The organism is Comamonas serinivorans (assembly GCF_002158865.1).
Classification (GTDB): domain Bacteria; phylum Pseudomonadota; class Gammaproteobacteria; order Burkholderiales; family Burkholderiaceae_C; genus Comamonas_E; species Comamonas_E serinivorans.
In genome coordinates, this window is sequence record NZ_CP021455.1 from 1,910,242 (window position 1) to 1,932,558 (window position 22,317).

At 67.9% G+C, this 22,317-nt stretch carries 22 protein-coding genes; 6 read left to right on the forward strand and 16 right to left on the reverse strand.

The features are described 5' to 3' along the window. The first annotated feature begins 134 nt into the window (after positions 1 to 134). Both CCO03_RS08080 and CCO03_RS08085 read left to right on the forward strand, forming a co-directional pair. Positions 135 to 1,112: a Bug family tripartite tricarboxylate transporter substrate binding protein gene (locus CCO03_RS08080; RefSeq protein WP_236904085.1), complete on the forward strand. Its 978-nt coding sequence runs from the start codon at positions 135 to 137 to the stop codon at positions 1,110 to 1,112. 650 nt (positions 1,113 to 1,762) lie between these two features. Continuing rightward, positions 1,763 to 2,794: a Bug family tripartite tricarboxylate transporter substrate binding protein gene (locus tag CCO03_RS08085; RefSeq protein WP_087279597.1), complete on the forward strand. Its 1,032-nt coding sequence runs from the start codon at positions 1,763 to 1,765 to the stop codon at positions 2,792 to 2,794. 168 nt (positions 2,795 to 2,962) lie between these two features. Here CCO03_RS08085 and CCO03_RS19575 read toward each other — a convergent pair whose 3' ends face one another. The 7 genes from CCO03_RS19575 to acuR all read right to left on the reverse strand — a co-directional run bounded on the left by CCO03_RS19575 (position 2,963) and on the right by acuR (position 7,786). Then, on the reverse strand, positions 2,963 to 3,118 hold the full coding sequence (locus CCO03_RS19575) for a hypothetical protein (protein WP_157667564.1): 156 nt from the start codon (positions 3,116 to 3,118) through the stop codon (positions 2,963 to 2,965). Between the two features lie 191 nt (positions 3,119 to 3,309). Then, positions 3,310 to 3,558, reverse strand: a complete 249-nt coding sequence (locus CCO03_RS08090) for a hypothetical protein (RefSeq protein WP_087279601.1) — start codon at positions 3,556 to 3,558, stop codon at positions 3,310 to 3,312. A gap of 279 nt (positions 3,559 to 3,837) precedes the next feature. Next, positions 3,838 to 5,142 carry an MFS transporter gene (locus CCO03_RS08095; RefSeq protein ID WP_087279604.1) on the reverse strand — a complete coding sequence of 435 codons (1,305 nt, stop codon included), beginning with the start codon at positions 5,140 to 5,142 and terminating at the stop codon, positions 3,838 to 3,840. A 121-nt stretch (positions 5,143 to 5,263) separates the two neighbouring features. After that, positions 5,264 to 5,611, reverse strand: coding sequence for a carboxymuconolactone decarboxylase family protein (locus CCO03_RS08100; protein WP_087279607.1), 348 nt, complete (start codon positions 5,609 to 5,611; stop codon positions 5,264 to 5,266). Positions 5,612 to 5,623: 12 nt separating this feature from the next. Further along, positions 5,624 to 6,049 carry a carboxymuconolactone decarboxylase family protein gene (locus CCO03_RS08105; RefSeq protein WP_087279610.1) on the reverse strand — a complete coding sequence of 142 codons (426 nt, stop codon included), beginning with the start codon at positions 6,047 to 6,049 and terminating at the stop codon, positions 5,624 to 5,626. A 74-nt stretch (positions 6,050 to 6,123) separates the two neighbouring features. After that, entirely contained in the window at positions 6,124 to 7,107 is a 984-nt protein-coding gene (gene acuI / locus CCO03_RS08110) for an acrylyl-CoA reductase (NADPH) (RefSeq protein WP_087279612.1), read from the reverse strand. Positions 7,108 to 7,153: 46 nt separating this feature from the next. Next, positions 7,154 to 7,786 carry an acrylate utilization transcriptional regulator AcuR gene (acuR, locus tag CCO03_RS08115; protein WP_087279614.1) on the reverse strand — a complete coding sequence of 211 codons (633 nt, stop codon included), beginning with the start codon at positions 7,784 to 7,786 and terminating at the stop codon, positions 7,154 to 7,156. A gap of 186 nt (positions 7,787 to 7,972) precedes the next feature. Here acuR and CCO03_RS08120 point away from each other — a divergent pair, with 186 nt between their 5' ends. Further along, positions 7,973 to 9,289 carry a Yip1 family protein gene (locus CCO03_RS08120; protein ID WP_087279617.1) on the forward strand — a complete coding sequence of 439 codons (1,317 nt, stop codon included), beginning with the start codon at positions 7,973 to 7,975 and terminating at the stop codon, positions 9,287 to 9,289. 320 nt (positions 9,290 to 9,609) lie between these two features. On the opposite strand, the gene CCO03_RS08125 is transcribed toward CCO03_RS08120, so the two are convergent. After that, positions 9,610 to 10,740 (reverse strand): sterol desaturase family protein, encoded by a 1,131-nt coding sequence (locus tag CCO03_RS08125; RefSeq protein WP_087279620.1) that lies wholly within the window; start codon positions 10,738 to 10,740, stop codon positions 9,610 to 9,612. A gap of 262 nt (positions 10,741 to 11,002) precedes the next feature. Between CCO03_RS08125 and rpsU the strand changes: the two genes are divergently transcribed. Beyond that, complete coding sequence (gene rpsU, locus CCO03_RS08130; protein WP_087279623.1) at positions 11,003 to 11,215, forward strand: 30S ribosomal protein S21; 213 nt, start codon at positions 11,003 to 11,005, stop codon at positions 11,213 to 11,215. 140 nt (positions 11,216 to 11,355) lie between these two features. Next, positions 11,356 to 11,802, forward strand: coding sequence for a GatB/YqeY domain-containing protein (locus CCO03_RS08135; protein WP_087279625.1), 447 nt, complete (start codon positions 11,356 to 11,358; stop codon positions 11,800 to 11,802). A gap of 235 nt (positions 11,803 to 12,037) precedes the next feature. Here the strand turns inward: CCO03_RS08135 and CCO03_RS08140 are convergent, their stop codons facing one another. From CCO03_RS08140 to earP, 6 genes are all read right to left on the reverse strand, one after another. Then, the gene (locus CCO03_RS08140; RefSeq protein WP_087279629.1) at positions 12,038 to 12,781 is read right to left on the reverse strand and encodes an SIR2 family NAD-dependent protein deacylase; all 744 of its coding nucleotides are present in this window, start codon (positions 12,779 to 12,781) and stop codon (positions 12,038 to 12,040) included. Between the two features lie 55 nt (positions 12,782 to 12,836). Further along, complete coding sequence (tenA, locus tag CCO03_RS08145; RefSeq protein WP_087279632.1) at positions 12,837 to 13,505, reverse strand: thiaminase II; 669 nt, start codon at positions 13,503 to 13,505, stop codon at positions 12,837 to 12,839. Between the two features lie 320 nt (positions 13,506 to 13,825). Then, on the reverse strand, positions 13,826 to 15,469 hold the full coding sequence (locus CCO03_RS08150) for an acyl-CoA synthetase (protein WP_087284426.1): 1,644 nt from the start codon (positions 15,467 to 15,469) through the stop codon (positions 13,826 to 13,828). Between the two features lie 318 nt (positions 15,470 to 15,787). Beyond that, positions 15,788 to 16,678 (reverse strand): LOG family protein, encoded by an 891-nt coding sequence (locus tag CCO03_RS08155; protein WP_087279636.1) that lies wholly within the window; start codon positions 16,676 to 16,678, stop codon positions 15,788 to 15,790. 137 nt (positions 16,679 to 16,815) lie between these two features. Then, positions 16,816 to 17,370, reverse strand: a complete 555-nt coding sequence (gene efp, locus CCO03_RS08160; protein WP_087279640.1) for an elongation factor P — start codon at positions 17,368 to 17,370, stop codon at positions 16,816 to 16,818. Between the two features lie 334 nt (positions 17,371 to 17,704). Then, positions 17,705 to 18,907, reverse strand: coding sequence for an elongation factor P maturation arginine rhamnosyltransferase EarP (gene earP, locus CCO03_RS08165; protein WP_087279644.1), 1,203 nt, complete (start codon positions 18,905 to 18,907; stop codon positions 17,705 to 17,707). Between the two features lie 237 nt (positions 18,908 to 19,144). Here earP and CCO03_RS08170 point away from each other — a divergent pair, with 237 nt between their 5' ends. Continuing rightward, a complete protein-coding gene (locus CCO03_RS08170) occupies positions 19,145 to 19,657 on the forward strand; it encodes a bacteriohemerythrin (RefSeq protein ID WP_087279647.1) in 513 nt (170 codons plus the stop codon). A gap of 150 nt (positions 19,658 to 19,807) precedes the next feature. Here CCO03_RS08170 and CCO03_RS08175 read toward each other — a convergent pair whose 3' ends face one another. Together CCO03_RS08175 and CCO03_RS08180 are read right to left on the reverse strand one after the other, a co-directional pair. Continuing rightward, positions 19,808 to 21,232 carry an aldehyde dehydrogenase family protein gene (locus tag CCO03_RS08175; protein ID WP_087279650.1) on the reverse strand — a complete coding sequence of 475 codons (1,425 nt, stop codon included), beginning with the start codon at positions 21,230 to 21,232 and terminating at the stop codon, positions 19,808 to 19,810. Positions 21,233 to 21,327: 95 nt separating this feature from the next. Beyond that, entirely contained in the window at positions 21,328 to 22,302 is a 975-nt protein-coding gene (locus CCO03_RS08180; protein WP_236904086.1) for a PDR/VanB family oxidoreductase, read from the reverse strand. Positions 22,303 to 22,317: the final 15 nt, after the last annotated feature.

Here is a 22,317-nt window from a genome sequence, read left to right on the forward strand (position 1 = left end):
ACCCGGTGTTGCGAAACTGAACACTGATTAGGATGGGCGCGCGCCCCGGTCCAGGGGCGTTTTGTTGTCCCCTTTTTGGTGTTGTATCGATGTCTGCCAATCGTTTTCCCCTGACCCGTCGACAGTTTCAATCCATGGCCGCCGCTTCGGGCGCGGCGCTGACCGTGCCTGGCCTGGCCCAGGCCCAGGCGGACGCCGCGGCGTCCTACCCGAACAAGGCCGTGCGCGTGGTCGTGCCTTTCGCACCGGGCGGCGGCACCGACACGCTCGCGCGTCTGCTGGGCCAGAAGCTGCAAACCAGCCTGGGTCAGCCTTTTGTGATCGACAACAAGCCCGGTGCCAGCGGCATCATCGGCACCGACGCCGTGGCCAAGGCCGCCCCCGATGGCTACACCTTGAGCTTCGGCCTGTCGACCTCGCTGCTGATCAACCAGTTCCTGTTTTCCAAACTGCCCTACAACCCGCAAAAAGACCTGGACATGCTGTATCGCGTGGCCGACGGCGCCACGGTGTTGGTGGCCAAGCCCGGCCTGCCCGTGAAGACGGGCGCGGAGCTGTTGGCCTACATCAAGGCCAACAAGGGCAAGCTGTCGTATGGCTCGTATGGCCAGGGGTCGTTTTCGCACCTGATGGGGGCCTACCTCGACCACGTCACGCAAGGCGACCTGAACCACGTGGCCTACAAGGGCGAGTCGCCCATGATCCAGGACCTGCTGGGCGGCCAGTTTGACTTCTGCTGGTCCAGCGCCATCAACACCAAGCAGCACATCGCCACCGGCAAGCTCAAGGCCATTGGCGTGAACGCGCCCAAGCAGCTGTCGGCGCTGCCGGGCGTGCCCACGCTGCAGGAGTCGGGCATGAAGGAAGCGCCGTTCGCCATGGTGGGCTGGCTGGCCATGGCCGTGCCGGCCAAGACGCCCAAGGCCATCCAGGAAAAGCTGGCGGCGGAGATCCGCACGGCCCTGAAGGATCCGGAAGTGCGCCGCAAGATCGACGACATGGGGTTTGGCGCGCTGGACAACAGCGGCCCGGACGTCTTTGCCGCCGAGTACAAGCGCGAGATGCCGCGCTGGCAAGAGCTCGTGAAAGTGTCGGGCGCCAAGCTCGACTGAGTGGCGCAAGGCCGCGCGCCCAAAGGCTTTCCTGTCGGGTGTGCACCTGATTCGGTAGCGGACCGCCGCTGCATCGGCACCCAGGTGACTTGGGTGTACCTGCACTGCGGACATACCCCGTGAGGGGCGATGCGGCCAGTCCTTACCATGCACCAACGCCCCTGCCTAGGGGCGTTGGCGCAAGTACCGCGGCGAGGGCACCACGCCAGCGGATGCCCGTCCGGCCCGCATTCACGATGGCCTCACCGAGGTGCACACAAGGCCAGTTGTGGCGCTGGCGGGCGACCCGGCACAGCGCATGGCGCCCGCGGTGGCGCGGCTCAGGCCGCACCGGTGTGGGGCATGGGTTCGATCTGGCACGCCAGCACAGGCGCCGGTTGCCGCCAGGCCTGCGCACACGGGGGGGATGCGAGCAGGGTTCGCCATTAGGTGATTGTCATAGGCAGTATGGCGTCATTCTCGTTGAAAAAATAACGCCAATTGATCCATACTGTGTGCCGTTTCAGGAATTGATCGGGTGCGCTGTCAAGGGGCAGGGCCCGGCCAGGGGTGCTGGGGTGGTTGACCAGCGTGTGGGTCGCGTCCCATCGCAGACACCAGGATGGGGGCAGCGGCTGTGATGCCGGGGTGCCGGCTCTTGTGGAGCATTCATGACAACGACCTCTTCGCGTGCGCGTCCCGCCGGCCTGGCCAGGCGGCCTGTGGTGCAGGCCCTGGGCCTGGCGCTGGCCACGGTCAGCCTGGGGGCCCAGGCACAGGGCCAGGCCGCTGCCGATTTCCCCAGCAAACCCATTCGCATCGTCGTGACCTATGCGCCCGGCGGCTTGACCGACTCCATGGCGCGCGTGCTGGCCGACAAGATGAGCAAGTCCATGGGCGTGCCCGTGCTGGTCGAAAACAAGCCGGGCGCCGCCGGCATCATCGGCACCGACTACGTGGCCAAGTCGCCGCCCGATGGCTACACCATCTCGCTCGCGCTCTCCAACGCCATCTACACCAACCAGTTCATCTACCCCAAGCTGCCCTACAACCCCAACAAGGACATCTCCTTCATCTACAAGCTGGCGAATGGACCGGCCATGCTGGTGGTGCACAACAGCGTGCCGGCCAAGAACCTGGAGGAGTTCAAGACCTGGCTCAAGGCCAATCCGGGCAAGATCAACTACGGCTCGTACGGCATCGGCTCGTACCCGCACATGGTCACCGAGTACATCGGCAAGCAGCTGGGCGTGCCCATGAGCCACGCCGTCTACAAGGGCGAGGCGCCCATGGTGCAGGACCTGCTCTCGGGCCAGATCCAGTTTGCCTTCGGCAGCCCGGCGGTCATGAAGCCGCACTTTGAAACCGGCAAGCTGCGCCCGATTGCCGTGACCAGCAACAAGCGCTTTGCCACCTTGCCCGACCTGCCCACGTTCGGCGAGCAGGGCTGGAACGACAAGCCCTATGGCCTCATGGGCTGGTTCGGCTTCATCGGCCCGGCCGGCATCCCCAAGCCCATCCTGGACAAGCTGGCCGCCGAGACCCGCAAGGCCATGGCCGACCCCGACATCCAGACCCGCTTCGTCAACTTTGGCTACGAGGCCGTGACGGACAGCAGCCCCGAGGCGCACGAGGCCGAGTACAAGCGCAACGTGGGCTACTGGAAGGAGCTGGTGCAGATCTCGGGCGCCAAGATGGAGTGAGCGGGTGGCCCACCGGGCGCTCGCCACGTAGACCAATCGGCTGATGGCCGAAGGGTCTGCCTGCGAGCGCGCCGGTTCAGGCCATGCCAAGCAAGTTGCTGGTCGCCTCGAGCTGATCGCATCCTGGGGGCGTATCTGCGGGATGAATCCTGCCGGCAGCGTCCACGGTCAGTTGACGCCCAGACTGCCGATGGCTTCGCGCTGCGTGTCGGACAGGTCCTGGGCATGCACCATGGCCGCGGAAGTGTCGTGCGCCAGTCGGGCCAGGATGCGCTGGCTTGCGCTCTGGCCCAGCAGCCCGGCCTGGATGGTGGCGTGCACCATGTCCTCGGCCCGGCCGAAGGCGTGGTCAGCAAAGTCCCGCGCTCGGACGCCTGCGTGAAGGCAGCGGCCAGAGCCGAGGGGCACTCGGCCGTCGGTCGGACGCCGGCCGATTAATTTGCGCTGTTGATTGATGGAGTATGGGGTGAATGCCGTTCTATAAATATCGGCAACCGTGCTATACCCCAGGTTCTTCAGCTGGCGTAGCCCAGGCAGGCGCCCGCATTGGGGCGGCCCCGGCACTCCCGCGTCAGGCGCCGGTCGCGCTCGGCGCGTGTTTCGCCTGAGCCGGTGGATTTGCCCTGTTTGACCGTCACCGCCGACGACTGCTTGCTGGTTTTCTTCTTGGCCTCGGCCGGTGTGGCCAGGGCCAGGCTCAGGCATGCGGCCACCAAGAGGCTGCCGGCCCAGGCGCGGTGGTGGACGACGAGGTGATGGATCATGGCTTCTCCCTGTGAATCACCTCTGCATTGAACGCAGGGCCAGGGGGGCGCCCCCAGAGTGAAAACCCGGTGGGCGGTGGCATGGAAGCTGCCGCGCGTGCATGGGTCACGCTGGCCTGTGCACTGCAGCCTCTGCTGGCTGTCGCAGGGACGGGTCCAACGCGCCTCTCCACGGTCAGGCTACGCCTGAGCACGGGGCGCCAAGGTCGGCAGCCTGGGTGACAACTGTGCACGCTGCGGCGGTGCCATGTGGCAAGGCCACGGCAGCGGCGCGGGGCGTCAAGCGGGTTGCGGCGTGCCGCCCAGCGGCGGGCGGGGCGGCGCCAGCCGCACGGGCAGGGTCAGCGAGCCAAGGGCGGCCACGAACAGCAACACCGCCGCGGCGCCAAAAGCGATCCAGTGCGTGTGGAATTGCTCGAACGCCCAGCCGCCCAGCCACGAGCTGATCATGGCGCCGATCTGGTGGCCCAGGTAGGCCCAGCCATACAGCAGGCCGACCAGCCGCACGCCATACAAGTCGGCCAGGATGGCCGAAGACAGCGCGATGGAGCCGGCCCAGACCACACCGCCCACGGCCGACACGCCGAACAGCTGCCAGGCTTGCACGGCCGCGACCAGGCCCAGAAAGCCCAGGCCGCGCACCAGGTAGATGACGCACAGGATGTAGCGGCGCGGCACCATGTCCGACAGCCGGCCCATGACCAGGGTGCTGAAGATGGCGACCAGGCCGATGAGGCCAATGCCCTCGGCGCTGGTGTGGGCGCCGAAACCGTGGTCCATCAGCATGGGCACGCCGTGGGTGCCCAGCAGGTTCATGCTGAAGCCGCAGGCGAACAGGCCCAGGAAAATGGTCCAGAAGGGCCGTGTGGCCAGCGCCTGGGCGAAGCTGAAGCCGCCCGTGGCCGGGGTGATCGGGTTGGCCGGTGCGGCCGACTGGCTGGCCTGCTGGGCGATTTGTTCGGGCAGCAGGTCGGTCGTGGCGGGCGCGTTTTCGCGGATCACGGCGAGCGTGACCAGCACGGTGAACACCGTGAACACGGCGGAGTAGGTCAGCAGCGTGGTTTGCCAGCCCCACTGGCCGATGGCCCAGGTGAACACCGGCGTCATGACGGCGATGCCGGCCATGGACCCCGTGGACAGGAAGAACAGCGCCATGCCGCGCCGGCGTGTGAACCAGCGGCTGATCAAGGGGGTCACGGCCACCGGGCTGGTGAAGGCCAGCCCCAGCGACAGGCACACGCCGTAGGCGAGGAAGAAGCTCCAGGCGTCGCGGGCGTGCACGCTCCAGTAACTCGAGACGGCGACGATGGCCGTGCCCAGCAGCAGCACGGCCCGCGTGCTGTAGCGGGCCACCAGCCAGCCCGCCAGCGGCATGCCGATGCCATAGCACAGCATGCCGAAGGCCACCATGGACGACAGCAGGCTGCGCGAGAAGCCCAAGTCTTCGCTCATGGGCAGCATGAAGGGGCCGATGCCCATGCGCATGCCGACGGTGAGCAGCGTGAGCAGCAGGCTGGCGGCCACGATGTTCCAGCCGAAGTACCAGGGACCTGGCTGGGAAGGGGAGGAGGTGGGGTGGTTCATGGCAAAAGGGACAGGCGGCGCACGGCGTGTGGGCTGTGCAACCAGCGTTCCCGGGTCGGTGGGGCCGATCAATTGTCCGGGAACGGGCTGGAAGATCAACCCCGGCGGTCGCAGAGGGTACTCAGGCGGGTTCGGCGAACTGTTCGTAGGCCTCGAGGGTGCGCAGGGCATAGCCGTAGGCTGCCCCGGCCTTCAGGGCAATGGCGGTGCCCAGCGCATCGGCCAGCTCCGGCTCGGTCACGCCCGCGCGGCGGGCCGCCTGGGCATGGACGGCGATGCAGCTGTCGCACCGCGTCGTCACCGCCACGGCCAGGGCGATGAGCTCTTTGCTCTTGGCGTCCAGCGCGCCATGGCCGTTCTGGCCGGCGCTCAGGGCCTGAAACCCGGCCACCAGCTTGGGGCTGGCGCGGTTCAGGGCCGCGCCGCGTTGGTAACTGGTGCGCAGCAGGTCTTTCCAGTGGGCAAACATGGCGGCAACTCCTCAACGGCCCATGGCGTAGAACTCGGTGTTGGGGCGCATGCTGGTGACGTTGGCCATGCGGTTGGACAGGCCGAAGAAGGCGGAAATCGCGGCGATGTCCCACACGTCGTCGTCGCTGAAGCCGTGCCCGGCCAGCGTGGCGAAGTCGGCGTCGTCGACCCGATGGGCCTGCTCCGAGACTTTCAGGGCGAAGTCCAGCATGGCTTTTTGGTGCGCGGTGATGTCGGCCTTGCGGTAGTTGGTGGCCACCACGATCATTTCCCGCTCGGCCTTGGTGAGGTTGCCCGGGCGCTCCATCAAAGCGTCGTGGTAGGCAAAGAAGGCGCGGAATTCATCGGGGCGGTGCGCCAGGGTGAGGAAGACGTTGGGGATGAACCCGGCTTTCTCCTGCACGGCCAACAGGCGGTCTCGGAGGTCCGGCGGCATCTCGTCGAGCGCTGGGATGGGGAAGCGGCTGATGGCAGGTGTGGCGTGGGGTTAGGTCATGCGGGGCTCCTTCATCAGCGGTTGACATCGACCACGACGCGGCCGCGGATGCGTCCGTCCAGCAGCGCCTGGGCGTGGGGAATCACGTCGGCCAGCGCAATGTCCTGGCCGATGGTTTGCAGGGCATCGACGTTCAGGTCGGTGGCCAGCCGGGACCAGGCCTCGATGCGGTCCGCACGCGGACGCATCACGCTGTCGATGCCGGCCAGGGTCACGCCCCGCAAGATGAAGGGGGCGACGGTGGCCGGCAGGCTCATGCCGCCAGCCAGGCCGCAGGTGGCCACGACGCCGCCATACCGCGTGGTGGCGCACAGGTTGGCCAGCGTGTGGCCGCCCGCCACATCGATCGCGCCGGCCCAGCGCTCTTTGCCCAACGGCTTGCCCGGTGACGACAGGGGGTCGCGCGGCAGCACCTCGGCGGCGCCCAGCTGGCTCAGGTAGTCGGCATCGTGTGCACGGCCTGTGATGGCCACGGCGGTGTAGCCCAGCCGGGCGAGCAACGCGATGGCGACGCTGCCCACGCCGCCGGTGGCCCCGGTCACGGCGATGTCGCCATCCCCAGGCCGAACGCCGTGCCGCTCCAACGCCAGGATGCACAGCATGGCGGTGTAGCCGGCCGTGCCGATGGCCATGGCCTGTCGCGGCGAGAACGCCGGAGGGAGCGGGATCAGCCAATCCCCCTTCAGGCGTGCCTTTTGCGCGAGGCCGCCCCAATGCGTTTCGCCCACTCCCCAGCCATTGAGCAGCACCCAGTCGCCCGGCGCGTGGTCCGGGTGTGAGGATTGCTCGACACAGCCGACGAGGTCGATGCCCGGCACCATGGGGAAACGCCGCACGACCGGGCTGCTGCCGGTGATGGCCAGCGCATCCTTGTAGTTCAGGGTCGAGTGGCTGACGCGCACCAGCACGTCACCGGCCGGCAGTTGTGCGTCGTCCAGCGTGGTGTGCTGAACGCGCTGCGCCGTGGTGTCCTGGGTGATCAAGATGGCATCGAACATGGGCTCTCCATAAATTAGACTGATCGTCTTGTAAAGGGCAAAAAAATCAAGGACGGGGCAGGGCGGCGCTGAAAAACTGCGCAAAGGTCAATAGTGGCTGGGCGCGCTGTTCCAGCTTGGCGCGCAGCACGGCACCTTCCCAGCCGGTCCAGAACAGGGTCGCGAGCCCGGCGCAGTCGGCCGTGTCAGCCAGTTGGCCTTGTGCCTGCGCGGCCTTCAGGCAGCGGGCCAGGCGGGCCTCCCAATCCTCGAACACCGCGATGAGGCGGGCCCGGAAGGGCTCGGGCAAGGTGCCCATTTCCTGTCCCAGGTTGCCGATCAGGCAACCGCGCTTGAAGTCGTGGCGCGCCATGCCCGCCGTGGCGTCGTCGATGAAGGCCTCGAGCCGGGCCAGCGGGGGCAGCGAATCGTTGTCGAAGTGACGGTCCAGCTTGCGGGCGAAGTAGGCGGCGTAACGCTCGATGAGCGCCAGGCCGAAGGCGTCCTTGCTGTCAAAGTAATGGTAGAACGAGCCTTTGGGCACGCCCACGCGCCGCAGGATTTCGTCCAGGCCGGCGGCGGAGTAGCCCTTCTCCGTGAGCACCTCGAGCCCGGCGCGCACCAGCAGCTCGCGCGTGTCCAGCGCGCTGTCTCGCGCTTTGGGGGGACGGCCGCGGCGCGGCACGAGGGTGTTGGGCATGGCTGGAATATAGACTGACTGGTTTAATTTGACGAGCGCAGGCTGCTGCAGTTGCGATTCGGCGGCAAACTCCGAGCCAATCGACCACGCTCCCGTGAAGCCAGACGCAGGCCAGGCCAAGCCGCCCGTTGTATGCTTGGCTGCAAATGTTTCGGCTGGTAAGTGCTGAACCGCAGGGACACACACATGACACGCTCAGGGAACCCGTCGAACTTTGCGCCCATGGCCCGGGCCTGGCTGGGCCGCGTGCGCGACCTGTTCGGTGACACGGCCAACACCTGGAAGCTGATCGCGACCGAGCGCGTGACCATCGGCTGGATCTACCAGCACCACCTGCTGCCCCTGGCGGTGCTGGCGCTGGTCATGGGTTTGGCGGGCTGGGGCCTGGCGGCTGCGGCGGGACCCGCAGGCTACGTCTTCGACCTGGCCATGGCGCTGGGCATGGGCCTGGTGATGCTGGCCGTGCTCATGCTGGGGGTGTGGGTGTTGGCCCAGGTGGTCGATGCCTTGGCGCCACGCTTCGGCGCCCGGCAAAGCGAGTTGCGGGCGTTCAAGCTCATGGCCTATGGCGTGACGCCGGTGTTCCTCATGGGTTTGTTTGCGCTGGTGCCGGGGGCCGTCTGGGTCTGCCTGCTGGGGTTGGTGGGCAGCCTGTGGCTGATCTGGCAAGGCTTGCCGCGCCTGATGCGCTGCCCGCCCGATCGCTTCCGGGCCTACTTTGCGGTGGTGGCGCTGGCGCTGCTGCTGTGGGCCGCGTTGCTGGTCACCTTGATCAACGCCATGCAGCCGCGCGGGCTGCTCACGCCCCGCGCGGACACGACCTGGGACCGCGCCCCACCTGCGGCGCGCCCTGCAAGCCTGCCGGCCAGCTTGCCGGCCGCCGAGCCGGCGAGCCGCGCGGCCTCGGCTGCCGCAGACGCGGCGCAGCCCGCTGCGTCACCGGCGTCTGCCGTGCCGCCCGCGTCCGATGGCCTGGGTCTGCCGCCCTTGGCGCCATCGGCCAGCGCAGCGCCACCGGCCGATGCGCCGGCATCGGCGCCGCCGCTGTCCGCGGCAGGCCTGCAGCGCCTGACCGAGCGCCTGAGCGCCTGGATGCCCGCCACCTTTGCCGGCATGCCGCGCGACCGACTGGACGTGCAGCCCTTGACCACGGCAGATGGACCGGGCGTGGCGCTGAATGCCGGCTTTGGACAGGGCGAGCGGGCCATCGCCCTCAACGTGGTCTACATCGGGCCCCACCCCAGACAGTCGGTGCTGGGGGAGTGGGCCAACATCACCATGCAGCGCGAAGATGCCGATCGCTTCGAGCGCATCCATGCCGAAGGCGGGCGGCCCGTCAGCGAAGTGGGGCGCAAAGACGGCAGTGGCGCCAGCATGCGTGTGTTGCTCGCCAATGGCGTGATGCTGGACATGGATGCCCTGGGCATCACGCTGGAGCAGCTCAAGGCTGCGGTGAGCCAGCTCAAGCTGGCCGAGCTCGAGCAGATCCGTCCCGGTGTCTGACGCATTGCTGGAATTTGGGGGTATCACTCGCTGTCGACGATGAATTCATCGGAAATCGGTTGATACTCTATGGTAGTCTGCTCCCTGGTGTGTATCACGCAGCAGGCCGCGAGTCGTGGGCTGGGCCGCATCGCGTCGGAGCGTCACACCGGGCTCACCGGGCTCATGGGGGTCGCAGGTCCATCACCGCGGCTTTGCCGGGCCGGCCTGTCGGCGTGAGGACACAGCGCGTGCATCTGAATGTCCGGCTCTCGAGCGGCGACGCCGCAGGCATCCAGCATGCGCCACGCCCAAGACCGGGCCTGCCGGCCTGGGTCGACTCAGCCCTTCCAGGTGAAGGGAAACTTCAGCTGCTTGAAGAAGCCATTGGGCACGTAATCGCCCACCACGCCGTACTGTGCAGGCCAGGCGCGGTCGCTTTTCACGGCGGTGCCGAACAGGTAATCCAGGAAGGCGAAATGCGCGGCGTAGTTCTTGTCGATGGCTTCGTCGTCCTGGCTGTGGTGCCAGTGGTGAAAGTTGGGGGTGACGATCACATGGCGCAGCGGCCCCAGCCGCACGTTCACGTTGCAGTGGTTGAACACGGCCTGGAAGCCCACGATGATGATGTAGGCGTCGATCACGTCCTTCGAGAACCCCAGCACGTAGATGGGCGCCAGCACCAGCGTGCGCGTGATCAGCAGCTCGAGGATGTGCTGGCGCGAGCCGGCCATCCAGTCCATGCTCTTGACGCTGTGGTGCACGGCGTGCAGGCGCCACAGCGTGGGCACCTCGTGGTAGGCGCGGTGTGTCCAGTACTGCACCAGGTCGGCCACCAGGACGATGAGGAACAGCGCCACCCAGAAGTTGAGGTTGGCCACCCAGCCGCGCACGCCGTCGTTGGCCGCCCAGCCGAAGAACTTGTGCACCAGCAGGTTGGTGGCCAGCAGCACGAAGCCCACGATCATGTGGTTGACGATGAAGTGGTGGAAGTCGGTCTGCCACTCGTCGCGGAACACCGGTTGGTCGCGGCGCAGCGGGAACAGCTTCTCGATGAAGATGAAGATCAGCGACGAGCCCAGCAGGTCCAGGATGAACCAGTCCAGCCCGATGTAGGGCGTGTTGCTGGGGAAATCGCCCACCTCCACCTTGTGCCCGCCCAGCAGCGCACACAGCGCCACGATGACGAAGGCAAAGGTCGACAGCCAGCGCGTGCGGTTGAACAGGATGTTGACCAGGGCCAGGCCGCCCGCCACCGCCATCGCGTAGAACAGCAGCTGCCGCATGGCCGGCACGCTGTAGCTCTGCCGCAGCTCCGGCGTGGTCAGGTACTGCGGAAAGTGAAAGGCCAGCACACCCAGCAGGCACAAACAGGCCAGGGCAAAGGCGATGGTGCCCGTGATCAGGCCGCGTCCGCGTTGCAGCTGGCCGTGGCTGTCCACATAGGTTTTGAGTTTGTCAATGTCGCGCATGCGTGTTCCGGGTGTCTGGCGCCGGCCGGGATGGCGCGGGCGGCGGGGCTGTCCGGGCGCGATCATGCCGCAAACCGCGCCTGTGACCGTCGCTGGGCAGCGGGCGCAAGACCCGGCTATAATGCTGGGCTTTGCTGGCAAACGTCCTGCGGCCAATACTAGTTGTGAGTTTCACAAGCAGGCAGGACACCCTTTGCAGTTATGGCGATTGGGCCCGATCTTCCCGACCACCCTCTGTCTGCGCATTGATATTCAAAATCGAATGACGACCATCCGCGTTAAAGAAAACGAGCCTTTTGACGTTGCCCTGCGCCGCTTCAAGCGCACCATCGAGAAGCTGGGTCTGCTGACCGAGCTGCGCGCCCGTGAGTTCTACGAGAAGCCCACGACCGAGCGCAAGCGCAAGAAGGCTGCCGCCGTCAAGCGTCACTACAAGCGCGTGCGCAGCATGCAGCTGCCCAAGAAGCTGTACTGATCCGCTTCGTGTGCGGCCACCCGTTCAGGGTGGCTTGCCCGACCAAGGCTCGCCGGGGACGCTCAGCGGGCCTTTTTCGTTTTGCCTTCCGTTTTTGAACCCGTTGTGCCGCGTTTGCCGGCACCGACCGAAAGCACACCATGTCCCTCAAAGCCCGGATCACCGACGACATGAAGGCCGCCATGCGCGCCAAGGAAACCGACCGCCTGGGCACGATTCGCCTGCTGCAGGCCGCGATGAAGCAAAAGGAAGTCGACGAGCGCGTGGAGCTCGATGACGCGGCCATTGTCGGCATCGTGGACAAGCTCATCAAGCAGCGCAAGGACTCTGTCGCCGCCTTCACCACCGCCGGCCGGCAAGACCTGGCCGACAAGGAAAGCGCCGAAATCGAGGTGCTCAAGGCCTACCTGCCGGCTCGCATGTCGGAAGCCGAGATCGCCCAGGCCGTGAACGCCATCGTGGCCGAGCTGGGCGCGTCCGGCCCCGGCGACATGGGCAAGGTCATGGGCGCCGTCAAGGCCCAGCTGGCCGGCAAGGCCGACATGGGCCAGGTGTCGGCCGCCGTGAAGGCCGCGCTGAGCCGCTGAGCGCCTGCGTCACCGGCTGCGAGGTGCCTGCCGAGGCCGCGTGGCCGCTTGTCACCGCGGTCCTGCGCGGTGGTCGGCGGCTGGCGTGCGGCAAGCGTGGCACGGGGTGCCACCGGACCTCGGCTGTCTGGCATGAGCCCGGCGCGTTGGTCATGCGTGGTCAGTCCATTCATGGCAGTACGACTCGCTGCCGTTGATCTGTACAACGACCAATGGTATATACCCGTTGAATCTGTCAATCCAGCAACGCGGGCAGCAGCTGCGCCGACGGGCCGCGCAGCAGCTGGTGCGCCACGTCGTCCAACTGGCTGGGGGCCGGGTTCACGACCACCACGCGCGCGCCTCGTTGACGGGCGATGTGGGCCAAGCCTGCGGCGGGGTGCACCGCGCCTGCCGTGCCCACCACCAGCATCAGCTCGCAGGCCTGTGCCGCCCGTTCCGCCGCGGCGAAGGTGGCTTGCGGCAAGGCTTCGCCAAACCACACCACGCCGGGACGCACCCGGTTGCCACAGGTGGCGCAGACCGGCGGCTGGCCCGCCAGGGCCTGGTTCAGGTCGCAACAGGCGCGTGGCCGATCCAGCCAGCGGTTGTCGAACAGATCGCCATGCAGGCCCAGCACGTCAGGGCTGCCGGCGCGCTGGTGCAGGCCGTCCACGTTCTGCGTGATGAGCGTGAGCACCTCCGGCCGGCGCTGCGCAAACCGGGCCAGGGCCTGGTGGCCGGCATTGGGCCCGACCTGCATCAGCAGCTCGCGGCGGTACTGGTACCAGGCCCACACGCGCTCGGGCGCGGCGCGAAAGCCGGCTTCGGTGGCCATGTCCTCGGGTCGGAACTGCGCCCAATAGCCGGTCTGCACGTCGCGAAAGGTGGGCACACCGGACTCGGCGCTGACGCCGGCACCCGTCAACACGGCGATGCGGCGGGCGTCGTGCACCCAGGCGCGGACGCGAACCAGGTCGGGTGAAGGCGGTGGTGTCATGCGGTCCGGGGCGGGTGACTGATTTGGGCGGTTGGTTTGACGAGCTTGGCCGGCATCAGCGCGTGGGCCAGCTGCCCAGGCGGTAGGCGCTGTCCCAGAACATCCACTCCAGCTCGGCCGAGTAGCGGTAGGCCTGCGCCATGCGTTCGCGCGTGGCCGCGTCGGCGGCTTCGGCCAGGCGGTCGATGGTGGCGATGACCCCGCGCACCGCGGCGTGGAAGTCCTCGCCCGCATAGGTGTCCACCCAGGCCTGATACGGGTTGTTGGCGGCCGAGCGGCTGTGGATGTCGCGGCCCACTTCGGCGTAGATCCAGAAGCAGGGCAACAGGCCGGCCAGCGCCACGGGGTAGGACTCGGACCAGCTGTTGGCGATCAGGAAGCTGGTGTAGTGGTGGCAAGCGGGGGACAGCGGCGTAGCGGCGAACGTGTCGGGCGCGATGCCGAAGTCGCGCATGAAGCCGCCATGCAGCTTGCGTTCCTCGACCACGGCCTCCTGGGCCGCCTGGGCGAACTGCACCACGCCCTCGGCGTTGTCGGCCTTGGCGGCGGCCACGGCCAGCGCGCGCCCATAGGCGACCAGGTAATGCGCATCCTGGATCATGTAATGGCAAAAGCGCTCGGCGCTGAGCGTGCCCGCGGCCAGCTCCTGGTTGAAGGGCAGGGCGAGCGTGCGCTCGAACAAGGGCAGGTTGGCTTGCCAGACGGCGGTGGAGAAGGCGGACATGCAAACAGGAAGGGAGGCGCAACCGGAGGATGCGGGACACGAAATGGCCAACGGGCGCGGACCGTCAACAGCGCGGGCGGCCAGCTGACCCGTGGCGTCGCGATGCAGCGACGCGGCAATCAGGCCTGGATTGGACCATGCGCGACGGGTTCGACGGACCCGGCCGAGGCTGGCGCGCAGCAGCGCATGCGTTAGAAACGCGTGCGTGGATGAAAGTGTGGGCAGTATGCATCAATTGCCGTCATGACGATAACGGGAATGGCCTCATACTGCCTTGCCTTGCCTTGCCTTGCCTTGCCTTGCCTTGCCTTGCCTTGACCTCAGACGTCGATGGCGGCGACAGAGCCCGCGCGCTTGCGCAGCTCGAACTTCTGGATCTTGCCGGTGCTGGTCTTGGGCACCTCGCCAAAGACGACGGCCCGGGGCACCTTGAAGCCGGCCAGCTGCTGTTTGCAGTGGGCGATGATGTCGGCTTCGCTCACGCGGGCGCCCGCGCGCAGCTCGATGAAGGCGCAGGGCGTTTCGCCCCACTTGGCATCGGGCATGGCCACGACGGCGGCGGCCACCACGTCGGGGTGGCGGTACAGCACGTCCTCGACCTCGATCGAGGAGATGTTCTCGCCGCCCGAGATGATGATGTCCTTGCTGCGGTCCTTGATCTTGATGTAGCCGTCGGGGTACTGCACCGCCAGGTCACCGGTGTGGAACCAGCCGCCTTCGAACGCCTTGCGCGTGGCGCTGGGGTTCTTCAGGTAGCCCTTCATGGCGATGTTGCCGCGGAACATGATCTCGCCCATGGTTTCGCCGTCCCAGGGCACGGGCGCCAGGGTGTCGGGGTCCAGCACGCGCGCGGTGCGCTGCAGGCTGGCGTGCACGCCCTGGCGCGCGTTGAGGGCGGCGCGTTCGCCCACGCTGGTCTGGCCCCAGGCCTCGTGCTTGGCGCACACCGTGGCCGGGCCGTAGGTCTCGGTCAGGCCGTAGACGTGCGTCAGGTGGATGCCCATGGCCTCCATGCCTTCGATCATCGACGCCGGGGGCGCCGCGCCAGCCACCAGCGCCTGGATGCCGGCGGGCAGCCCGGCCTTCAGCTCGGCCGGGGCGCTGACCAGCAGGCCATGCACGATGGGGGCGCTGCAGTAGTGCGTCACCCCCTGCGTGCGCATGGCGTCCAGCATCGAGGCCGCGTCGACGCGGCGCAGGCACACGTTCACGCCCACGCGCTGGGCCAGCGTCCACGGAAAGCACCAGCCGTTGCAGTGGAACATGGGCAAGGTCCACAGGTAGACGGGAAAACGCGGCATGTCCCAGTCCAGCACGTTGTTCACGGCGTTCAGCGCCGCGCCCCGGTGGTGGTAGACCACGCCCTTGGGGTCGCCCGTGGTGCCGCTGGTGTAGTTCAGCGCGATCGCGTCCCACTCGTCCTCGGGCCACAGCCAGTCAAAGCCGGGGTCGCCGCTGGCGACGAAGGCGTCGTAGTCGTCGCCTGCCAGCGGGCTGACGGGGCCGCTGAACAGCGTGTCGGCCACGTGGATCACGCGCAGCGGCGCGGTGGACCGGCGCAAGGGCAGGGCCCGGGCCACCACGGGGGCGAATTCGGGGTCGACGATGAGGACCTTGGCCTCGCCGTGGTCCAGCATGAAGGCCACGGTCTCGGGGTCCAGGCGCGTGTTCAGTGTGTTCAGCACCGCGCCGGCCATGGGGATGCCGAAATGCGCCTCCACCATGGGCGGGGTGTTGGGCAGCATCACGGCCACGGTGTCGTTCTTGCCCACGCCAGCCTGCTGCAGGGCGCTGGCCAGCTGGCGGCAGCGCGTGTAGGTCTGGCCCCAGGTGCGGCGCAGGTCGCCATGCACCACGGCCAGGCGATCGGGGTAGACCTCGGCGGCGCGCTGGATGAAGGCCAGCGGCGTCAGCGGGGCGTGGTTGGCGGGGTTCTGGGGCAGGTCCTGGTCGTAGGGGCTCATGAAGGTCTCCGAGGTGCGCGTCGGGTGGGCATCTTGCACCAAAGCGCCCGCGCGGCGGCCCCTGGGCGACGCCATGGCACGATTCGTCACAAGCCTGTCCAGCATGGTCACGCGCCCGGCACGTGCGGGTGTTCGCAGCGCGCTGGTGCAGCTGTGGAGCATGCATCAGGGGTATGCGCCTGTTCCCGTCGTGGCCTAAACGAGAGTGGTGCATACCCCTAAGTGATGGGTGTGGCCGGAGGCGTCGTCCCCTGGGCCGTGCAGATCTGGCGCGCGATGTCGCCAGGTCCGCCGCGAGGCTCGCCTTCAGACCTGCCGTCAGGCCGCGACGGGGATGGCGTCGTTGCGCAGCTCGTAGAAGCTGCGGATCGCTTCCCAGGCGGCTTCGGGCGTGTCGACGATGGTCATCAGCTCCACGTCCTCGGGCGAGATCATGCCTTCCTCGACCAGCAGCTTGAAGTTGATCAGCTGACCCCAGAAGTCCGAGCCGAACAGCACGATGGGCACGCGCTTGGCCTTGTGGGTTTGCACCAGGGTGGTGACCTCGAACAGCTCGTCCAGCGTGCCGAAGCCGCCGGGGAACACCACCAGGGCCTTGGCGCGCATCATGAAATGCATCTTGCGCAGGGCGAAGTAATGGAACTTGAACGACAGCCCCGGCGTGATGTAGGGGTTGCCGTTCTGCTCGTGCGGCAGCGTGATGTTCAGGCCCACGGTGGGCATGCCGGCGTCGTAGGCGCCGCGGTTGGCCGCCTCCATGATGCCGGGGCCACCGCCGGTGCAGATGTGCACGCGCTCGGTGTCGGGCTGGGTCTTGCTGAACTCGGCCACCAGGCGGCCAAAGGCGCGCGCCTGTTCGTAGCGCGCCGCGCCCTTGGCGGCGCGCTTGGCGGCGGCGATGTCGGCGGGGGCGTGCGTCCGGCCGGCCAGCGTGGCCAGCTCGTTGGCGCGCTCGGGCGAGGGCAGGCGGGCGCTGCCGTAGACCACGATGGTGTGGTGGATGCCGGCGGCCTGCTGGCCCAGTTCGGGCTTCAGCAACTCGAGCTGAAACCGGATGCCCCGCGTCTCCACGCGCAACAGGAACTCGGGATCGGCGAACGCCAGGCGGTTGGAATCGGGCTGCAGCGAGACGCCCTCGTCGGCCTGCGCCTGCAATTCGGCCCAGGCGTCGGCCAGGCGTTGCTGTTTGATGTCTTGCGTGGTTTCCATGTGGCTGTGGTCAAGGAAGAAAAAGGCGACACGCCGGGAGGCGCGCGTCGCGTGCGGTCCGGCCAAAAAAAAGGCCCCCAAAGACCGTCTTTGGGAGCCTGGGCATCGAGTATGCGCCGGCAGGGGCCGTGGCAGACTCAGACGCGTTTGCGGTACTCGCCGGTGCGCGTGTCGATTTCGATCTTATCGCCTTGCGCCACGAACAACGGCACCTGCACTTCATAGCCGGTGGCGATCTTGGCGGGCTTCAGCACTTTGCCCGAGGTGTCGCCCTTGACGGCCGGCTCGGTCCAGGTGATTTCGCGCACCACGGTGGTGGGCAGTTCAACCGAGATGGCCTTGCCGTCGTAGAACACCACTTCGGCGGCCATGCCGTCTTCGAGGTAGTTCAGGGCGTCGCCCATGTTCTCGGCTTCGACTTCGTACTGGTTGTACTCGGCGTCCATCAGCACGTACATCGGGTCGGCGAAGTAGGAGTAGGTGCACTCCTTCTTGTCCAGCACGATGTTCTCGATCTTGTCGTCGGCCTTGAACACGGCTTCCGAGTTGAAGTTGTTGAGCAGGCTCTTCATCTTCATGCGCACGGTGGCAGCACCGCGGCCGCCGCGGCTGTACTCGGTCTTGAGCACGACCACGGGGTCCTTGCCTTGCATGATGACGTTGCCGGCGCGAATTTCCTGAGCGATTTTCATGGCGTAAAGGGGGTTGGTTGAGGGGGTTGGCCCGCCGCCAAGGGCGGTGCGCCTGATGCGGTTTGACACATCAGGCAGGGGCTGGCGGCTTGGTGCCGTTGCACAACGGCTGGCCAATCCACGAACGCCTGGGGCCTGCCCTGTCCCGCAAACGGGGGCGGACAGCCCTGGCGCGATGTGAAAACCAAAGCCCGCCATTGTATCGTTTTCCCGTCTTTGGCGGGGTTGCGCCTGTGGGGTACGGGTGCCGAAACCGGCCAGCCGCGCTGGCTCGGCTGCGCTCGGCAGGACGCCCCAAGGCGGCGCGCAGGCCGCTAATGGGAAGGTCCGGCCGTCAGTCGCCTGGGGCCGGGTGCCGGGCCACGAAGTCCAGCAAGCCGGTCACCAGGTCCGGTTGCGCGGCCAGCCGCGCCTGGGCATCCGCCAGACAGGCCTGCCAGTCGCCCCAGTGGCCGGGCGTCAGCGCTGGCGGGGGCTCAGAGGTGATGCCATTCCAGCTCAGGTGCAGGGCGACCAGCGAGGCGGGCGCCTGCAGCCAGTCCAGGAAGGCGCGCAGCTTGTCGTGGTGGGCGTCGTCGTCCTGCGGGTAGATGTGCCAGACCAGGGGCTGGCCCGCGCGCAGGGCGCTGACGAGCGAATCCTCGCCGCGCACGAAATTCAGGTCGGCGCCGGCCAGCAGCGCATCGAAGGCCTCCTGGCTCACGTGCGGCAGCTGGCGCTGCTGGTGGACGCTGCGGCCCAGCGGGTGCCAACCCGCATCGTCGGCCACCGGGGGGGCCACCGCCACGCCCATGGCCTCCAGCGCCTGGGCAAAGGCACGTGCCGGCCGGCCCGGCATGACCTGCCAGCGCAGCCGCCAGTCGCGGCTGTCCATCAGGCTGGCCAGCAAGGGCTGCAGGCCAGGCGGCTCATAGCAGAACAGGTTGCACGTCAAGGTCTGCGGGCTGTCCGACGGGTCGGCGTCGATGGAGACACGCGGCCGATCGGCCGCTGCCGGGTGGGCCAGCAGCAGCCCGCCGGTGTCGGGTGTGAAGCCCGGAAAGTAGAACCATTTGGTCCAGCCCCGGGCCGGGCCGCTGCCCACGGGCGAGGGCAGGCCGTGGCTGCGCGCCACATAGGCTTCGGCCGACAGGTACTCCAGGTTCAGCCAGACCGGCCGCCCGGTGTGGCTGGCCTGCGCCACGCCGTGGGCGATGAATTCGGGCGGCAGCTCGCAGCCGAACAGCTCCACCCACACCTGAGCGGGTGGCAGCTGGGCCAGGAGCGCGGCGTCGCTGGCGTCTGCCCAGGGCAGCACGGTGATGGCCGGCGCCCCGCTGGGCATCGGGAGCCCGGTGCGGGTGGCGCTGGCCAGCGGCAGATCGGGGGCCATCCAGCTCAGGGCCGATGCATCGTCCACCCACAGGCGCACGCGCACGCCACGGGCAACCAGCTGGCGCGCCAGCCGCAGGGCCACGCCGAGGTCGCCGTGGTTGTCGATCACGCGGCAGAACAGGTCCCAGCACGGTGGGGCAGTTGGGGGTGAGGCAGGCGTCATGAGGCGAAGCGGGAAAGTCGGTGCGGACGGAACGGGGTGAAACCGCGGACGCGGAAGAGGCCGGCGCGGGCCATGGCCCGGCCGGGCTGCGCCGGGTGTTGATCTGGGTCAGAGCAGGTCGGCGCGAAAGCCCGAACAATGGGCCAACCCGACCCCGGGATCGCCCGAACCGGGCCCGCTCACGCAACCGGCTGGTTCGAACCCTGGGCCGGCCCCTTCAACCAGCAGGAATTTCGCATGGCCTACATCGATTGGACGCCCGATCTGGACACCGGCATCCACGAGATTGATGTGCAGCACCGCCGCATTGTCGACTACATCAATCGCCTGAACAGCGCCCGCATGGGCAGCGACCGCGCCGCCATCGGTGCCGTGATCGAGGAAACCATCGACTACACGCTGTCGCACTTCGCGTTCGAAGAGGCGCTGATGGTCGACGCGGGCTACCTCTACAGCGGTCCGCACAAGCGCGTGCACGAGCTGTTCACCAAGCGCGTGACCGAATTCCGCACCCGCTTCGAGGCCGGCGAAGACATCGCCGACGAGTTGCACGGCATGCTGGGGCGCTGGCTCATCAACCACATCCGGGCCGATGACGTGGGCTACCTCGACGCGGTGAAGGCCCATGTGCGCAAGACGCAGTCCATCGAGGCCGACATGCGGGCACGCATCAAGCAAGAGGTGATCAGCGAGCTGAGCCAGTCGAAGTCGCAGGCGCCACGCGGCTGGTTTGCGCGCCTGTTCGGCTGACGCCTGCAACGAGATGACAGGATGATGGAGTATCAGGAAATTCCCGTTTTTTGTAGAACGGCAATGGGCTGATACTGCCTCGCCAGTCAGCGCGCACCGCCAGTGGCGCTCGCGTGCGGCGGCGCGTTCCGCCTGGGACCGATCCCAGCCTCAAGCCTGGCGCTTGAGCACCACGGTGTGGGCCGAGGTGTTGCCCAGCAGGCCTTCCACGCCGTGCTCCACGCCCAGGCCCGATTGGCGGTGGCCCGAGAACGCGGCGTGCGGCGACAGGTGCATGGTCTCGTTGACCCACACGGTGCCGCTCTGGATGCGGTTGGCCACGCTGGTGGCCAGCGCCTCGTCCTTGCCCCACACCGTGCCGCCCAGGCCATAAGGGCTGGCGTTGGCGCGCTCGACCACCTCGTCGATCGAGTCGTAGCTGAGGATCGGCAGCACCGGACCAAAGGCCTCTTCGGCCACGACGGCGCTGTCTTCGGGTGGGTTGGCGATCAGCGTCACGGGCACGAAGTAGCCGGGGCCCTCGGGCACCTGGCCTTCAAAGCGGATGTCCAGGCCCTGCTCACGCGCCTGGTTCACCAGCCCTTGCACGCGGCGGAACTGGCGCTCGTTCTGGATGGGGCCGAGCAGGGTTTTGGGGTCGTCGCCGGGGCCGACCGGGATGTTGCGGGCGTAGTCGGCCAGGCCCTGCACCACCTCTTCAAACCGGCTGCTGTGCACGTACAGGCGCTTGGTGTCGATGCAGACCTGGCCGCTGTTGGTGAAGGCCGACCAGAACAGCTGCGGGATGAGCGAGGGCACGTCGGCATCGGGCAGCACGATGCCCGCGTCGTTGCCACCCAGCTCCAGCGTCAGGCGCTTCAGCGTGCGCGAGGCGCTTTCCATGACGCGGCGGCCGGTTTGCGTCGAGCCCGTGAAGCTCACCTTGTCGATGCCGTCGTGTGCGGTCAGCCAGGGGCCCAGCTCGTCGCCCCCGCTGATGACGTTGAGCACGCCCGGCGGCAGCAGGTCGGCCACCAGCTCGGCCACGCGCAGTGCGGTCAGCGGGGTCAGGGGCGAGGGCTTGAGCACCATGGTGTTGCCGGCCAGCAGCGGCGGAATCACCTTCCACCAGGCGAGCAGCACGGGGAAGTTCCACGGCGCCAGCGCGCCCACCACGCCCAGCGGCACGCGGTGGGTCACGCTCAGGCGCTGGGGCGAGTCCTCGTTGACCACAGGCGCGGGCATCTTGAGCTGGCTTTGTTCGCGCATGAAATGCACCAGCGCGCCGATCTCGCCCTGGGCCGAGGCCAGGGGCTTGCCTTGTTCCTGCGTGAGCAGGGGCGCCAGCGTGCCAATCGCCTGCTCGATGCGCGGGGCCATCTGGGCCAGCCGCTCTCGCCGCTGGTCTTCGCCCAGGTCGCGCCAGGCGGGGAAGGCGCGCCGCGCCGCGCTCACGGCCTGATCGAGCTGCTCGCGCGTGCAGTCCGGGGCGTGGGCGAACACCTGGGCCGTGGCGGGGTTGGTGACGGGCAGGGACGCCGTGCCGCTGACAAGCTGACCGTCGATCAGCATCTGGAAGGGGGCAGTGGAAGACATGGAGGCTCCTCAGACAAAGACACACAAGGGATCGTGTTCACCGGCGGCTGTGGGGCACAGCCGAACGGGCGCACGGACGACGGAGACGGTGGCGCTCACAGGTCGAGCACCAGCAGGGGCGAGCAGGCGCGCGAGCAGCACGGCGTGAACAGCTCGCCGCTGTCGTGTTCGGCATCGGTCAGGAAGACGTCGCGGTGCAGCGGCGTGCCCGCGAGCACGCGCGTGACGCAGGTGCCGCAGGTGCCTTCCGAGCACGAGGTGTAGAGGTCGACACCGGCTTCGACGAGCACGTCGGCCACCGAGCGGTCGGCCGGGATGTGCAGCACCTGGCCGCTGCTTGCGAGTTTCACCTCGAATGCGCCGTCGCCGGTGGTGTCCACGGCCAGGGGCTTGAAGTACTCGACGTGCACGCGCGCTGGGGCGATGCCGAGGGCTTCGGCTTGCGCGCACACCCAGTCGATGAACGCCGTGGGGCCGCAGACGTAGACCTCGTCGTCGCCGACGGCCTGCCTCTGCAGGATGGGGGTGAGCACCGCCTGCTGCTGCGCGATGTCCTCGTGGAGGTGCCGGTGAGCCTGCGCGCCAAAAGCCGCCAGCTCGTCCGCGAACGCGGCCTTGGCCGGGCTGCGGGCGCAGTGGTGCAGTTCAAACGGCGTGCCCGCCGCCTGCAGCGCATGGGCCATGCACAGCAGCGGGGTGACGCCGATGCCGCCCGCCAGCAACACGCTGCGCCGCTGCACCTGCAGCGGAAAGTGGTTGCGCGGGGCGCTGATGGTCAGCTGCGCACCGACGGGACAGCCGTCGTGCAGGGCGGCCGAGCCGCCGCGCGATGCCGGGTCGCGCAGCACGCCGATGACGTAGCGGTCGGATTCGCTGGGCGGGTTGCACAGCGAGTACTGCCGCACCAGGCCCGGGCCGGCATGCACGTCGATGTGCGCACCGGCCTCGAAGCGCGGCAGCGGGGCGCCGTCCAGGGCCCGTAGCTCCAGGGCCACGGTGTCGTCGGCCAGGGGCCGTCGCCCGGCCACCCGGACGGTGAAGGTGGGTTCGGCAGTCAAAGGTGCATGCACGGCAGAACTCCAGGC